Source organism: Nostoc sp. FACHB-110, from assembly GCF_014697425.1.
Taxonomy (GTDB): Bacteria; Cyanobacteriota; Cyanobacteriia; order Cyanobacteriales; family Nostocaceae; genus Nostoc_B.
Map to the genome: position 1 here is coordinate 165,423 of NZ_JACJRU010000005.1, position 13,740 is coordinate 179,162.

The window sequence follows — 13,740 nt, forward strand, 5'->3', positions numbered from 1 at the left end:
TTTAGTATGTCGCTAATTAAGTATTAAATATAGGTCATTTCTATGTTATTTAATATACTGTTACCGTAACAAGAATTAACATCTTAGCCGCAGATAAACACAAGTTAAATGTGCTGGATAGGTTGACAATTTCCCTTTAATTAAAGAATCATCTTAGGGAACCCAGATATTTATTTAGAGGAAACCATGCATACAGTTATTCTCGTTTTGTCTGAGGTGCTGATTGTGATTGGATTGTCCCGGCTGATAGGTCTGGCATTCAAATCAATTAATCAACCATTAGTAATCGGTGAAATTGTGGCTGGGATTATGCTTGGCCCATCTTTATTTGGGTTAATTGCTCCCCACATAGCTACTAGCTTATTTCCAGCCGAAACCATACCGTTTTTAAATGTTCTCTCGCAGGTAGGTTTAATATTTTTCATGTTTTTGATTGGGTTAGAACTCAATCCTAAATATCTCAGTGGTCAGTTAGAAGTAGCAGTCTTAACTTCTCATGTCAGCATTTTAGTCCCTTTTTCCTTAGGAACTTTATTAGCTCTCTTGCTCTATCCTTTAGTTTCTAATGCCAGTGTATCTTTTACGGCTTTTGCCTTATTTTTAGGTGCAGCCATGTCTATTACCGCTTTTCCGGTTTTGGCACGGATTATTACCGAAAATAATTTGCAAGGTACGCGTTTAGGAACATTGGCATTAACTTGTGCGGCTGTAGATGATGTTACAGCATGGTGTGTTTTAGCAGTAGCGATCGCCGTTGCTCGGACTGGTAACTTTGCTAGCGCCATCCCAACAATTTTTGAGAGCATCATCTACATTACTTTTATGTTGACTGTCGGACGTTGGTTTCTCCAGCGTTTAGCCACATACTACCGCCGCACAGGACGCTTAAGCCAACTACTTTTAGCGGTAATTTATGTTGCGGTAGTTGCTTCAGCATTAATTACAGAATTAATTGGCATTCACCTCATTTTTGGCGCATTTTTATTAGGCGCAGCAATGCCGAAAAATGCAGATTTAGTTCGAGAACTAGCGGTTAAAACCGAAGATTTTGTTTTGATATTTCTGCTGCCAATTTTCTTTGCTTACAGTGGATTGCGGACGCAAATTGGCTTGCTAAACCGTCCTGAATTATGGTTATTATGCGGCTTAGTTTTATTAGTGGCGATCGCAGGCAAGTATATTGGTACTTATGTAGCCGCGCGTGTGAGTGGCATTGAAAACCGCGAAGCATCCGCACTCGGTTGGTTAATGAATACTCGCGGGTTAACCGAGTTAATTGTCCTCAACATTGGTTTAGAGTTAGGCGTAATTTCACCTTTAGTTTTTACCATGCTAGTCATCATGGCATTGGTAACAACATTTATGACCTCACCTTTACTGGAGTGGACATATCCAAAACACCTGATCAAATTGGATGTAGTCGAAACCCCAGAAGCAGAAAGTGAGGCCGAAATTACCACAGTTAGCGAATCTTCTGCCTACCGGATTTTAGTACCTGTTGCTAATCCCAGCACGCAAAAAGGTTTGCTGCAATTAGCCCTAGCCTTAGCAATCAACAAGCGCCAGCCTGGGTTAGTTAATCCCCTCAGCTTGATTGAACTAGAAGAAGACTACGCCTTTGAAAGTACCCCAGTAGAAGCTGACCGACTCATCCTTCAGCGTCGTCAGCAGCTAGAAGAATTAATTAACACTCTCGAACCCGCAACTACACGCTCCCACGTCCAACCTATTGTACGGATATCAAGTAATGTGGCACGGGAAACAGCCCAAATTGCCAAGTTAGAGCAACCTAATTTAATTCTTGTCGGTTGGCATCGTCCAGCTTTTAGTAACAATCGTTTAGGTGGGAGAGTGGGACAAATTCTGAGCACTGCGCCTGTAGATGTGGCTGTATTTGTAGACCGTGGTGGCGAGCGCCTAGAAAGTTTGTTAGTACCCTACTCGGCAAATATTCACGATGATTTAGCATTAATTTTGGCTTTAAGACTGTTAATTAATCGAGATACCTGTACCTTGCAGATTTTACAAGTAGTGACCGAAAACAACAGCTTAGAGGAATTAAGTTATGAACTACAAAAAATGATGGAACAACTACCATCCAATGTAAGCGATCGCGTCGAAATTAAAACCATTGAATCCACAGAACCAATTCAAGCAGTAGTTACAGCCTCCCAAGCCGTTGACCTCACCATTGCCGGAACTAGTCGCGCTTGGGGAATCGAACGTCAAACTCTAGGTAGATATACAGATGCTCTGGCTATTCAATGCCGTTCATCTCTACTAATTACTCGTCGTTATAGTCAAGTTACCTCTCACATTACTTCCGTACTGCCAGAAGTGGGAAATCAAGAACCAACAGTTAAAAGCTAGAGCATGAATAATCTTAATCTCAAATCCTTAACCTTCTATGGAGTTACCATAGGTGCAGTTTTACTGTTGTTTAAAATTGTTACCGCCTATGGAGAAAGCAAACTCCAAGCACCTCCTGTGGTTAACGGTAATTACCAGCTCAAGTTAAGCCAAAATTTACCAACCTGCCAAAATTTACCGCCGCTTGTGTTAAACATTCAACAATCAGGTATTTATTTAAATGCCGCTTTATTTCCCGAAAATGCTAATGCAGAGACTAAAAAACAACTTTCGCTGACAGGTATCTTAAAAAACCAACAGTTAAATCTCTCGGGAACAGTTGCACCAGAAATCCTTTGTCAGCAACCAAACTCCCAGATTTCCAAAAATCCATCAGTTATCATGCAAATGCAACTGACAGATCCGGGTAAAATAACAGGTCAATTAACGCTTAATAAAACTTCTCAAAATCTGAGATTTATTGCCATTCAACAGCAAATCCCAGAACAATCACAGAAGTTAAACAGCCATTAAAATCTCGGACAACTTCAACCTTAACAAGGTATAAAAACAATGTGCATCCGACCAAAAACCAGGCAGTGTTTTCTGTGGAGTCAACAATTAATTGGTGTGAGCTTATTTGGCTTATGCCTGACAGTCACTTTTGAGCCAGGAATAACTGCTACACCAATCACTAAACTGAATAACTGGCGGTTCAATCCCAAAACTGCCCAATTAGAATTTACTCTTTCAGCAGGTACAACTCCTCACTACTTTTATCTTTCCCAACCTCCGCGTCTGGTGATTGACCTACCAGATACAAAAATGGGCCGTGTTGTTACTAAACAAGATTATTCTGGGTCGATTCAGCGCATTCGCGTTTCTCAATTAAATGCCAGCATCACTCGCATTGTTCTAGATTTAGCAGATGGAACTTTCTTAGATCCGCAACAAGTCAAACTACAACCTGTTTCTCGCTATAACCCCACGCGCTGGGTAGTACGTCCTGTCATTTCTAGTACAGGTCGCTCTGTTTCTGCTGCCACAAGACAACCTGCCATCAATACTCTATCACCCAATCCCTATAGCTATTATCCTCCAACACCTAGTAGTAATTTGCCTGCCAGTGCAAATTATTTACAGTTGCCTAATACTTTGCCGTCAATTACCACTAATCAACAACAGCCTTATATTACTGTACCTCCCCTAGCCCCTAGCGCGCCTTCTCAAATCCGCGATTCCATTCTGCCACCACCTAACTTTCCGACGCAATCAAATAATTTAAGCAACATCCCATCTGTAGCCAATCCTAATTTTCCTGTACCCACACTTTCAAATCTGCCTAACTATCCAGCTAATGAACCTCAAGTTCAAGTAATTGAGTTTGGTCAACCTCTGCCCAAACCCAGGTACTAAGTTCAGTTAAAAGTCATCTGACTTCCACCTTCTCACACTAAAATCTATCTGTTTCTTGCGGTTGTGTAACTGCCCCAGGTTGAGACGTGAAAAAGTTTTGCGCGGCCTCGTTTTGATAAATACACCTAATATCAGGTTTGTCGCTATCCAAACTGCCAGTAAAACCAAAAGTGTTCAAGCGGTTTTTACATTCTCTGACTTGCTCAGAAGTTACGAGTTTTCGCTGTTCTAAAATTGCCCAGTTATTTTGACGCAGTACGCAGCCAGGACGCATACTTGGTTGAGCGACATAGACATTGAATGGGTTCAATGTCACAAATAATCTGGCATCCATCACCATTGCACTAGCACCGTACTGCACGCAAATTTCTGGATTTGGCGCTCTTGTATCAATAAATTCTCGTGAAGCCACGTTTGATGGCGTTAAAGTGGTTGTAGAGCTAAAAGCAATCCCAATTCCAATTCCTAAAACCAACACCCCTCCCAAAATGGCGATCGTGGTGAGGTTAAATAAAGAAGGTTGGAAAGCTGTAGGCTTAGATGTTGTAGCCGATCTACCAGTAGATTTACGTCTCATTTTTGCTTGACACCTTCACGTTTCGGAAAGCAGGGAGCGATTTCAACGGCTCTCCCTATTTCAGTATGCCGATTCTTCAAGATAATTGTCTGCCAGTTTTTGTTTAATTAATTTTTGATAGGTTAAGATAAAAACTCGTCATGAAACATAGACGCTAAGTGGCTCTAAAAGCTAGGTTTGGTTGACTTTTTTTGGCTATTTGGGCAATTTTGGCTGCCTCTAGCACATTGAGATGTAAAGAAATATCAAGTAATATCATAGAAAACTTCGCTAAAAAACTGCAATAAAAGTGACATCTCAAAAGTCCTTAACCAGGGGAATCCAATTTAAAACAGCACACTTTCAACTGTTTCTGGCTGATAGCCTGACTGTTTTCTGGGGAGAGTGGTTAAAGTTACGTTCCAGAATTACACAGGTTGCTGCAACAGGTTTAGTCTCTCCACTGATATATATATTGGCGTTTGGTTTGGGACTTGGTAGTTCTATAAGGCCAGGCTCAGGTATTACTGGCAACTACGATAACTACTTAGAATTTATTTTGCCGGGAATGGTAGCTTTATCGTCGATGACGATTAGCTTTGGTGGGACAACTTTTTCGATTTGCGGTGAAAGGCTATTTAGTAAAACATTTGAAGAAATGTTGCTTACCCCTGTACATCCATTAGCTCTGCACATTGGAAAAATGTTGGCGGGAATTGTGCGGGGGCTGATGACTTCAGGTTCGGTAATTTTGGTAGCAGTGCTATTTACAGGTAACTGGAATTTTCTCAATCCTTTATTTTTACTGTTGTTAGTGCTAAACTGTGCCGTATTTGCTGGGTTAGGGGTAATTATTGGTTTGAGTGTGCGATCGCTCGAATCTGTGGGACTATATAACAACTTCGTGATTGTCCCTATGTCTTTCTTAGGTGCAACCTTTTTCGACCCCAGCACCTTACCAGTAGCGTTGAAGTGTGTAGTTTACTTATTGCCTTTAACTTACGCCAGCACTGGTTTACGCGCTGCTGTTTACTCACCTTTATCAGAATTTCCTTGGTACAGTATCCCGATTTTATTAGTAACTGCGATCGCTTTATCGTTTTGGGGCAGTTACAAATTTTCGCACCAACAAGATTGATGAGAAAGCTTATGGTGTAGGTGCAAAATTTTGTTGTTTCCCTGCAGAGGAAACAACTAATTTCAACTTTACTCGTAATTACATATTTCTATCTTGAACAACAACTAATAAAATTCTGCACGTCCATTTCAAGCTAAACCTTAAACCATTACATGAGTTTTCTGTTTTAAGGGGATTTGAATCACAAATTCTGTTCCTTTACCAAAATTGGAAGCACAAGCTAACTTACCCTGATGCTGTTCGACAATAATTTGATGGCTAATGGACATACTAATTCCTGTTCCTTTACCAACAGGCTTTGTTGTGAAAAATGGATCGAAAATTTGTTTTTGTAGATGTTCAGGAATGCCAATCCCATTATCTTGGATGGCAATTTCTACCCATTTTTCTGCTATGAGAGAAGTGCGAATTGTAATTTGAGCAGGATTATCTTGAATCTCTGGAGATGATTTTTGAATCATCCTTTCTTCAAGTGTATCTATGGCATTTGTGAGAATATTTAAAATTGCCTGATTGAGTGAACTAGGATAACACTCGACATCAGGTAATTTACTATAATTTCTGACAAGTATAATTTCTGGATATTCTAATTTTTTTTGGAGACGGTGTTGCAAAATCATGAGTGTATTCTCAATTCCTTCATGAATGTTCACCGCTTTTAATTCAGCTTCATCCAAGCGCGAGAAATTTCTGAGGGATAGGACAATTTGCCGGATGCGATCGCTTCCCATTTTCATAGAAGCTAAAATTTTTGGCAAGTCTTCTTGAAGGAATTCTAAATCAACCTCTTGAGTTAGTGCTGCAACTGCCGATGGTGTAACCAGAATATGAGCTTGGTAAGCTTTGACAATGCTCAACAGATAACCTGCATATTCTTGGACATGACTCAAGTTGCCATAAATAAAGTTAACTGGATTATTGATTTCATGTGCAACCCCAGCAACTAGTTGTCCCAAGCTCGACATTTTTTCTTGTTGCACTAACTGAGTTTGCATCTGCTTCAGTTCTGTCATAGCTTTTTCCAAGAGCGCGTTTTTGCTCTCCAGTTCAATCTTTGAGGCGAATATCTGACTGAAACAAGCAAGTAAATCAAAACTTTTGTAAAAGCTGAGAAATCGTAATGCAATCACAACTGTAATCAAGTCTGCTGCTGTTTGCCATAAGTGTGAATGAACCAACCCCAACATTCCCACTACATGAAAGCCGTGACCAAAAGCGCAACTACAAAAAATACCAGCCACTGTCACTACCAGTGCGTCAACTCCAGCCCGCCGATTACGCCAAACACCATAGGCGATGACACTGCTAATTATGAAATAACAGCAGGAAATGACGAAATTTTCCCCAACTATTAACCAAGAGAGTTGATCAGCCTCGAAAACAGTATGCATAAATCTATTCGTACCCTAAAGACTTGTGATCCTTAAAGTACCCATTCGCTCTCTCATAAACTACATAAATATTTATATTTCGTAATATTTGTTACATTTTTAATAATTGATAGTTCAAAATTTCATACAAGTACCATCATCCGTTAACTGTTAACTGTAATGATGGGGTACAAGCAGCAAACAGGCAGCTTATTAAAAAAGGCGATCGCACCCAAAAATTAGAGTAGCGATCGCCTTTTTTGTAACACAATAAATTACACAGCTTGAGAACTAACGGCAAATGTAGCTGTTAGAGGTTTCCATTTGAAAGCGCGATCTCCACCTCTTTCTACCACTACTTTTACCCGTGGTTCCAAATTAGGTAGTTGGGCTAAAAACTCCACTTCTTGGTCAGAGAGAATATGCCCTTCAATAATCCACAACACCAAACCTTTAGATTTAGGAGGTAGCTGTTCTAGCTGATAGTTAACGATGGGAGGTAAATAGTAGACGTTACCCACCGCAGCACCGCTACTACTACTTTTCTTTCCTAAATGAGGTGGTCTAACCCCATGAACTCCTGTTAAATAGGCAGCTACATCGCCTAATCCTCTAGCACTCATATGCAAAGTCACATACCCTGCTGCACGCAACCGACGGCGATATCTTCCCTCAAAACCACCTTCCAAAGGAACATACACACCAAGCGCGCCAAATTTTTGCAAGTCCCGAATTAAACCATTGCCAGTGGTAATCAGTGCCATAGATTTTTGTTTATCCTATCCCACTTACATATCTCTATTATTTACTGTTAAGTAAAACATTTAAGTTACCGTCAGATAGTAACTAAATTAAAATTTGCTAGAAACCTAGCTCATCAAGTCGTTCGCTTCAATAAGTTTCCTTTATCCGTTGCATAGAGACTATGCTTACTCCGGTTTAGTCCCAGTTCTTAAAAAAATTATCGACAAGTATTAACCATCTCATCTATAATGTGAGATTGTGACCAAACAGCCAAATAAAACTATTCTCTTTGCAGCACTTAAAATCTACGACTGGACATAAAAATCAGGCGTATGATTCTGACCTAAGTTGACAAGAGACTGGTAAACTAAAAAAGCTTGAGGTACAATGAGGAGCCTGTGGCTAATTAAACAACAGCCAAATCCCAACTCCAAATTAGATTAACTTCTGTAGCCCGGATCACCAGGCAAAACCTTGAACAATAGTTTAAGGTATTCCGTCAAGTAGAAACTGAGCGACAATACTACAGCGATAGTATTGCAAAAGTCTTAGTTAAGGGATACTGAGTGGTAACAACTGCTTAAGTCCTACTACAACACGGCAGTCGCCGCCAAGATAACCATTGCATTTCGGAAATTTTAGCCGTTTTAGCAATTGGTATGGGAAATCCACTAAAGGTGCTGCCTCCAAAAAGTGCCTAAGCAATTGCTTGGACGAGAGCATTGCTGCACAAAGAGCAAAGCTTTAGAGCATTGCCTCAAAGTCAGAAGTTGAAACTTCCCAACAGGAAGAAACTTGTGGCTGCTTGATTAAGCAAATTAACAAAAGTAAACGGATTCACTCAAAAGTAAGGGAACTGTTTTGTTTCGGATAAGAGAAAGCTATCTGCTGGAATTTGCTGAGGATCGTCCTCCCTCAGTCGAAACATCAACAATGTATCCCGAAGAATCTGCTAAGTAAGTAAAAAGGAGAACCAGTAACTGTGTCAGTAGGAATTCTCGGCACCAAGCTGGGCATGACCCAAATTTTTGACGAGGCAGGAGTAGCAATTCCTGTCACCGTGATTCAAGCGGGGCCATGCACTGTTACCCAAGTTAAAACAAAGCAAACTGATGGTTATACTGCCATTCAACTAGGTTATGGCGAAGTCAAACCAAAAGCACTGAATAAACCCTTGTTGGGGCACTTAGCAAAATCATCTGCGCCAGCATTGCGGCATCTTAATGAGTACCGCACAGAAAATTCTGGTGAATATACTCTAGGCCAAGAAATTAAGGCAGATATCTTTAGTGCTGGTCAAATCGTCGATGTAGTCGGTACTAGTATTGGTCGCGGTTTTGCAGGCAACCAAAAGCGAAATAACTTTGGTCGCGGGCCGATGTCTCACGGTTCTAAAAACCACAGAGCGCCTGGTTCTATTGGTGCGGGTACAACACCCGGTCGTGTTTACCCAGGTAAAAGAATGGCAGGGCGTTTAGGTGGTACTCGCGTCACCATTAAAAAATTGACAGTAGTGCGTGTAGACACTGAACGCAATTTATTGCTCATTAAAGGAGCCATTCCTGGTAAACCAGGTTCTCTCGTGAGTATCGTCCCCACAAACAAAGTTGGTAAATAGTCAACAGTCAAAAGTCAATAGTCATTAGCAGTTGAACTATGGACTATTGATTATGAACTATGGACTAATGACAAAGGACAAATAACTAAGATGGTTGAGACTGTAGTTAAAAACTGGCAAGGAGAAGAAGTCGGGCAAAAATCGTTCGACTTACGGGTTGCCAAAGAAGAAACAGCGGCTCATATTGTACACCGAGCATTGGTCAGACAAATGACCAATGCTCGTCAAGGAACCGCTAGTACCAAGACTCGTTCAGAAGTTAGAGGTGGTGGCCGCAAACCCTGGCGGCAAAAAGGTACCGGACGCGCTCGTGCGGGTTCGATTCGTTCGCCACTGTGGCGTGGTGGTGGTGTCATCTTTGGGCCAAAACCTCGAGATTTCAACTTAAAAATGAACCGCAAAGAACGGCGTTTAGCACTGCGGACAGCTTTTGTCAGCCGTACTGACGACTTAATTGTGGTAGAAGATTTCAGCACCGAACTGTCACGTCCGAAAACTAAAGATTTAGTAGCGGCTTTAACACGTTGGGGCGCACTTCCAGAACAAAAGAGTTTACTAATATTGTCAGAAATTGCAGACAACATTTATCTATCAGGCCGCAACATCGAGAAATTGAAGATTATTGCTGCAGATCAGTTAAATGTTTACGACTTGCTGCACGCTGACAAAATTGTAGTTACAGCATCAGCACTAGAGAAAATTCAGGAGGTCTACAATGCCTAAGTTTGACCCCCGTGATCTGCCTGACTTGATCCGTCGCCCAATCGTCACCGAAAAAGCGACGATTATGATGGAAAAAAATCAATACACGTTTGAAGTTGTTCCCAAAGCAACCAAGACAGATATTAAAGCAGCGATCGAAGACTTATTCCAAGTCAAAGTTGTCAAAGTGAATACAGCCATGAAGCCACCCAAAAAACGTCGGGTTGGCAAATTCATCGGTTATAAACCCCAATATAAGCGAGCTATTGTTACTGTCGCGCCTGGGGATGAAGAAAAGATTAGACAAGTTCTATTCCCAGAGGTCTAAAGAAAGATGGGTACTCGTTCTTATCGCCCTTATACCCCCAGCACTCGTCAAGTTACTATCTCTGACTTTGCAGAAATTACCAAATCTGAACCAGAGAAGTCATTAACGACCTATAAACACCGTGTTAAAGGTCGTAACAATCAAGGGCGGATAACCAGCCGTCGTCGGGGTGGCGGACATAAACAACTTTATAGAATTATCGATTTTAAAAGGGATAAACGCAACATTCCTGCAAAAGTAGCAGCAATTGAATACGATCCCAACCGTAATGCTCGAATTGCCCTATTGTTTTACCAGGATGGCGAAAAGCGTTATATTCTTCAGCCCAACGGTTTGACTGTTGGCAAAACTTTAATAGCTGGTGCTGACGCTCCTATTGAAGATGGTAACGCCCTACCTTTGTCAAACATTCCCTTGGGTACAAACGTTCATAACGTAGAATTGACCCCTGGTAGAGGTGGACAAATTGTACGAGCTGCTGGTGCTACTGCTCAAGTAGTTGCTAAAGAAGGTAACTATGTAACATTGAAGTTACCTTCTGGGGAAGTGCGGATGGTTAGGCGTGAATGTTACGCCACCATTGGGCAAGTAGGTAACACAGACTTTAGAAACCTCAGTGCAGGTAAAGCTGGACGTAACCGCTGGAAGGGTCGTCGCCCGAAAGTCAGAGGTAGCGTTATGAACCCAGTGGATCACCCACATGGTGGTGGTGAAGGTAGAGCGCCTATTGGTCGTTCTGGCCCTGTCACACCTTGGGGTAAACCAACATTGGGAGCCAAGACACGCAAACCCAAGAAACCCAGCAGTAAATTGATTGTACGCCGACGTCGTAAATCTTCTAAGCGCGGTCGTGGTGGTCGTCAGTCATAGGCAAGTCTGAAGGATGCAAGATGAAGGATGAAATAGAAATGTTGAACTTTCCATCTTCATCCTTAAGTCTTTATTCTTCATTTTTAATTTTCATTTTTAACCTCATCCTGATATTATGGGTCGTTCACTCAAAAAAGGGCCTTTCGTTGCCGATCATTTACTCAGCAAAATTGAAAAGCTGAACGATAAAAACGAAAAGCAAGTGATTAAAACTTGGTCAAGAGCCTCAACAATTCTGCCCCAGATGGTGGGACATACGATCGCTGTTCATAATGGCAGACAACACGTCCCCGTGTTTATCAGCGATCAGATGGTAGGCCACAAGTTGGGAGAATTCGCCCCAACACGCACCTACAGGGGTCATGGCAAAAGTGACAAGAAAGCGGGTAGATAGTCATTAGTTATGAGTCACTCACTAAAAATGATGACTTATGACAACAATGGAGAAAAACATGGCAACTAATACTACAGAAGTAAAAGCGATCGCCCGTTATATACGCATGTCTCCCTTTAAAGTGCGTCGCGTACTCGATCAAATTCGGGGGCGGTCTTACAGAGAAGCGTTAATTATTTTGGAATTCATGCCTTATCGGGCTTGTGAACCAGTCCTCAAACTAATTAGAAGCGCAGCCGCCAATGCTGAACACAATGCAGGTCTAGACCGCGCTCAACTGGTAATTACTCAAGCTTATGCCGATCAAGGCCCAGTCCTAAAACGTTTCCAACCTAGAGCGCAAGGTCGAGCTTACCAAATTCGCAAACCAACATGTCACATCACAGTAGCTGTAGCTGCTGGTGAGACTGCGGAATAATTACCAGAACTTTAGAGGAAGCATTTGTGGGACAAAAAATTCATCCAGTTGGCTTTCGCCTCGGAATTACCCAAGAACACCAATCTAGGTGGTACGCAGATCCTGAACGCTATCCAGAACTTTTACAAGAAGATTACAAACTACGTAATTACATTGAACAAAAACTGGGTAGACTCGCTCAAAATAACGCGGGCATTTCCGAAGTTAGAATTGAGCGCAAAGCAGACCAAATTGATTTAGAAGTACGCACAGCCCGCCCTGGTGTAGTTGTAGGTCGTGGTGGACAAGGTATCGAATCCTTACGCACCGGACTGCAAGACTTATTAGGCGGTACTCGTCAGATCAGAATCAACGTCGTCGAAGTCCAACGAGTTGATGCTGATGCTTATTTAATTTCGGAATACATCGCCCAACAATTAGAACGTCGGGTTTCCTTCCGTCGCGTAGTTCGCCAAGCAATTCAACGGGCGCAACGTGCTGGTATTCAAGGAATTAAAATTCAAGTTAGTGGTCGGCTCAACGGTGCGGAAATTGCGCGGACAGAATGGACGCGCGAAGGTAGAGTACCTCTACACACCTTACGGGCTGATATTGACTACGCTTACTGCACAGCCAAAACCGTTTACGGTATTTTGGGCATCAAAGTGTGGGTGTTTAAAGGAGAAATTATTCCTGGACAGGAAGAAACTCAACCCCAACCCGCCACCCGCGAACGTGAACCGCGTCGCCGTCAACAACAGCGCCGTCGTCAGCAGTTTGAAGACCGTTCCAATGAAGGCTAAAGGATGAAGGAAGAAGGATGAACAATTTGTGTTTCATACTTCACACTTCACACTTCACACTACCCTTCGGGAACGCCAAGGGCGAACACACTTCATACTTCACACTTCATAGTCATGTTAAGTCCTAGAAGAACTAAATTCCGCAAACAACAGCGCGGGCGAATGGCGGGTCTAGCCCACCGGGGTAGCACCCTCAACTTTGGAGATTTTGCTCTCCAAGCCCAAGAACCAGCTTGGATCACCTCTCGGCAAATCGAAGCTTCCCGTCGGGCGATGACTCGTTATATCCGTCGGGGTGGTAAAATCTGGATTCGGATTTTCCCAGATAAACCTGTTACCATGCGTCCAGCAGAAACACGGATGGGTTCTGGTAAAGGTAATCCAGAATTTTGGGTAGCAGTAGTTAAGCCAGGGCGGATTTTATTTGAAATCGCTGGTGTTTCTGAAGAAATCGCCCGTGAAGCTATGCGCCTAGCTGCATACAAACTGCCAATTAAAACCAAATTTATTGTGCGCCCTCAAGTAGAAGAGGAGCAGGAGTAGGTTATGCCGCTTCCCAAGATTTCAGAAGCTAGAGAATTAAGTGACGAACAATTAGCTGCGGAAATTGTTGCCACTAAAAAACAACTGTTTCAGTTGCGCTTGCAAAAGGCAACCAGACAACTAGAAAAACCTCACCAATTCCGCCACGCTCGCCATCGCCTTGCCCAACTGTTGACAGTAGAGGGAGAGCGCAAACGGGCAGCAAGTCAAACTCCTAAACAAGAGAACTAAGAGATTATGGCAATCAAAGAACGAGTTGGGTTGGTAGTGAGCGACAAAATGCAAAAAACGGTGGTAGTTGCCATCGAAAACCGCGCTCCCCATCCCAAATACGGCAAGATTGTAGTGAAAACCCGCCGCTATAAAGCTCACGATGAAGAAAATAAATGCAAAGTGGGCGATCGCGTGCGGATTCAGGAAACCAGACCCCTGAGCAAAACCAAACGCTGGCAAGTCACAGAAATCCTCAACACTAAAAATTCATAAGTTGTTACTTCACTAACAACTGCACA

Annotated in this window: 17 protein-coding genes; 14 read left to right on the forward strand and 3 right to left on the reverse strand. The window is 42.3% G+C overall.

Translation table 11 applies throughout. From position 1 onward, the window contains the following. Nucleotides 1-186: 186 nt before the first annotated feature. The 3 genes from H6G69_RS07750 to H6G69_RS07760 are packed head-to-tail and all read left to right on the forward strand — an operon-like array spanning nucleotide 187 to nucleotide 3,765. The gene (locus H6G69_RS07750) at nucleotides 187-2,370 is read left to right on the forward strand and encodes a cation:proton antiporter (protein WP_190684156.1); all 2,184 of its coding nucleotides are present in this window, start codon (nucleotides 187-189) and stop codon (nucleotides 2,368-2,370) included. Nucleotides 2,371-2,373: 3 nt separating this feature from the next. Next, the gene (locus H6G69_RS07755) at nucleotides 2,374-2,883 is read left to right on the forward strand and encodes a hypothetical protein (protein ID WP_190684160.1); all 510 of its coding nucleotides are present in this window, start codon (nucleotides 2,374-2,376) and stop codon (nucleotides 2,881-2,883) included. 39 nt (nucleotides 2,884-2,922) lie between these two features. Next, nucleotides 2,923-3,765 carry an AMIN domain-containing protein gene (locus H6G69_RS07760; protein WP_190684163.1) on the forward strand — a complete coding sequence of 281 codons (843 nt, stop codon included), beginning with the start codon at nucleotides 2,923-2,925 and terminating at the stop codon, nucleotides 3,763-3,765. Nucleotides 3,766-3,802: 37 nt separating this feature from the next. Here H6G69_RS07760 and H6G69_RS07765 read toward each other — a convergent pair whose 3' ends face one another. Continuing rightward, complete coding sequence (locus H6G69_RS07765) at nucleotides 3,803-4,342, reverse strand: DUF3172 domain-containing protein (protein ID WP_190684166.1); 540 nt, start codon at nucleotides 4,340-4,342, stop codon at nucleotides 3,803-3,805. Nucleotides 4,343-4,631: 289 nt separating this feature from the next. Here H6G69_RS07765 and H6G69_RS07770 point away from each other — a divergent pair, with 289 nt between their 5' ends. Beyond that, nucleotides 4,632-5,459: an ABC transporter permease gene (locus H6G69_RS07770; protein WP_190684168.1), complete on the forward strand. Its 828-nt coding sequence runs from the start codon at nucleotides 4,632-4,634 to the stop codon at nucleotides 5,457-5,459. A gap of 140 nt (nucleotides 5,460-5,599) precedes the next feature. Here H6G69_RS07770 and H6G69_RS07775 read toward each other — a convergent pair whose 3' ends face one another. Both H6G69_RS07775 and H6G69_RS07780 read right to left on the reverse strand, forming a co-directional pair. Next, entirely contained in the window at nucleotides 5,600-6,850 is a 1,251-nt protein-coding gene (locus H6G69_RS07775) for a sensor histidine kinase (RefSeq protein WP_190684171.1), read from the reverse strand. A 254-nt stretch (nucleotides 6,851-7,104) separates the two neighbouring features. Further along, nucleotides 7,105-7,593, reverse strand: coding sequence for an NAD(P)H-quinone oxidoreductase subunit N (locus H6G69_RS07780; protein ID WP_190684174.1), 489 nt, complete (start codon nucleotides 7,591-7,593; stop codon nucleotides 7,105-7,107). A gap of 962 nt (nucleotides 7,594-8,555) precedes the next feature. Here H6G69_RS07780 and rplC point away from each other — a divergent pair. The 10 genes from rplC to rpsQ all read left to right on the forward strand — a co-directional run bounded on the left by rplC (nucleotide 8,556) and on the right by rpsQ (nucleotide 13,714). Then, the gene (gene rplC / locus H6G69_RS07785; protein WP_190684176.1) at nucleotides 8,556-9,191 is read left to right on the forward strand and encodes a 50S ribosomal protein L3; all 636 of its coding nucleotides are present in this window, start codon (nucleotides 8,556-8,558) and stop codon (nucleotides 9,189-9,191) included. A gap of 90 nt (nucleotides 9,192-9,281) precedes the next feature. Further along, complete coding sequence (gene rplD, locus H6G69_RS07790) at nucleotides 9,282-9,914, forward strand: 50S ribosomal protein L4 (RefSeq protein WP_190684179.1); 633 nt, start codon at nucleotides 9,282-9,284, stop codon at nucleotides 9,912-9,914. Further along, nucleotides 9,907-10,221, forward strand: coding sequence for a 50S ribosomal protein L23 (locus H6G69_RS07795; protein ID WP_190684181.1), 315 nt, complete (start codon nucleotides 9,907-9,909; stop codon nucleotides 10,219-10,221). Before rplD ends, H6G69_RS07795 begins: the two co-directional genes overlap by 8 nt. A 6-nt stretch (nucleotides 10,222-10,227) precedes the next feature. Further along, the gene (gene rplB, locus H6G69_RS07800) at nucleotides 10,228-11,091 is read left to right on the forward strand and encodes a 50S ribosomal protein L2 (RefSeq protein WP_190684184.1); all 864 of its coding nucleotides are present in this window, start codon (nucleotides 10,228-10,230) and stop codon (nucleotides 11,089-11,091) included. A 115-nt stretch (nucleotides 11,092-11,206) separates the two neighbouring features. Further along, a complete protein-coding gene (rpsS, locus tag H6G69_RS07805; RefSeq protein WP_190684187.1) occupies nucleotides 11,207-11,485 on the forward strand; it encodes a 30S ribosomal protein S19 in 279 nt (92 codons plus the stop codon). A 58-nt stretch (nucleotides 11,486-11,543) separates the two neighbouring features. Continuing rightward, nucleotides 11,544-11,903 (forward strand): 50S ribosomal protein L22, encoded by a 360-nt coding sequence (rplV, locus tag H6G69_RS07810; RefSeq protein WP_062291738.1) that lies wholly within the window; start codon nucleotides 11,544-11,546, stop codon nucleotides 11,901-11,903. Between the two features lie 26 nt (nucleotides 11,904-11,929). After that, nucleotides 11,930-12,685 (forward strand): 30S ribosomal protein S3, encoded by a 756-nt coding sequence (gene rpsC, locus H6G69_RS07815; protein ID WP_190588738.1) that lies wholly within the window; start codon nucleotides 11,930-11,932, stop codon nucleotides 12,683-12,685. A 114-nt stretch (nucleotides 12,686-12,799) separates the two neighbouring features. Beyond that, nucleotides 12,800-13,228 (forward strand): 50S ribosomal protein L16, encoded by a 429-nt coding sequence (gene rplP / locus H6G69_RS07820; protein WP_190684190.1) that lies wholly within the window; start codon nucleotides 12,800-12,802, stop codon nucleotides 13,226-13,228. A 3-nt stretch (nucleotides 13,229-13,231) separates the two neighbouring features. Next, nucleotides 13,232-13,459 carry a 50S ribosomal protein L29 gene (rpmC, locus tag H6G69_RS07825; RefSeq protein WP_190684193.1) on the forward strand — a complete coding sequence of 76 codons (228 nt, stop codon included), beginning with the start codon at nucleotides 13,232-13,234 and terminating at the stop codon, nucleotides 13,457-13,459. Between the two features lie 6 nt (nucleotides 13,460-13,465). After that, a complete protein-coding gene (gene rpsQ, locus H6G69_RS07830; protein ID WP_015113422.1) occupies nucleotides 13,466-13,714 on the forward strand; it encodes a 30S ribosomal protein S17 in 249 nt (82 codons plus the stop codon). Nucleotides 13,715-13,740 lie beyond the last annotated feature (26 nt).

Excerpts from the sequence above, each read along its gene's own strand:
- rplD (WP_190684179.1), top strand. The coding sequence starts at position 9,282 with ATGGTTGAGACTGTAGTTAAAAACTGGCAAGGAGAAGAAGTCGGGCAA.
- rpsQ (WP_015113422.1), top strand. The coding sequence starts at position 13,466 with ATGGCAATCAAAGAACGAGTTGGGTTGGTAGTGAGCGACAAAATGCAA.
- H6G69_RS07750 (WP_190684156.1), top strand. The coding sequence starts at position 187 with ATGCATACAGTTATTCTCGTTTTGTCTGAGGTGCTGATTGTGATTGGA.
- rpsS (WP_190684187.1), top strand. The coding sequence starts at position 11,207 with ATGGGTCGTTCACTCAAAAAAGGGCCTTTCGTTGCCGATCATTTACTC.
- H6G69_RS07775 (WP_190684171.1), bottom strand. The coding sequence starts at position 6,850 with ATGCATACTGTTTTCGAGGCTGATCAACTCTCTTGGTTAATAGTTGGG.
- H6G69_RS07780 (WP_190684174.1), bottom strand. The coding sequence starts at position 7,593 with ATGGCACTGATTACCACTGGCAATGGTTTAATTCGGGACTTGCAAAAA.
- rpmC (WP_190684193.1), top strand. The coding sequence starts at position 13,232 with ATGCCGCTTCCCAAGATTTCAGAAGCTAGAGAATTAAGTGACGAACAA.
- H6G69_RS07765 (WP_190684166.1), bottom strand. The coding sequence starts at position 4,342 with ATGAGACGTAAATCTACTGGTAGATCGGCTACAACATCTAAGCCTACA.
- rplB (WP_190684184.1), top strand. The coding sequence starts at position 10,228 with ATGGGTACTCGTTCTTATCGCCCTTATACCCCCAGCACTCGTCAAGTT.
- H6G69_RS07760 (WP_190684163.1), top strand. The coding sequence starts at position 2,923 with ATGTGCATCCGACCAAAAACCAGGCAGTGTTTTCTGTGGAGTCAACAA.
- rplV (WP_062291738.1), top strand. The coding sequence starts at position 11,544 with ATGGCAACTAATACTACAGAAGTAAAAGCGATCGCCCGTTATATACGC.
- rplP (WP_190684190.1), top strand. The coding sequence starts at position 12,800 with ATGTTAAGTCCTAGAAGAACTAAATTCCGCAAACAACAGCGCGGGCGA.
- H6G69_RS07755 (WP_190684160.1), top strand. The coding sequence starts at position 2,374 with ATGAATAATCTTAATCTCAAATCCTTAACCTTCTATGGAGTTACCATA.
- H6G69_RS07795 (WP_190684181.1), top strand. The coding sequence starts at position 9,907 with ATGCCTAAGTTTGACCCCCGTGATCTGCCTGACTTGATCCGTCGCCCA.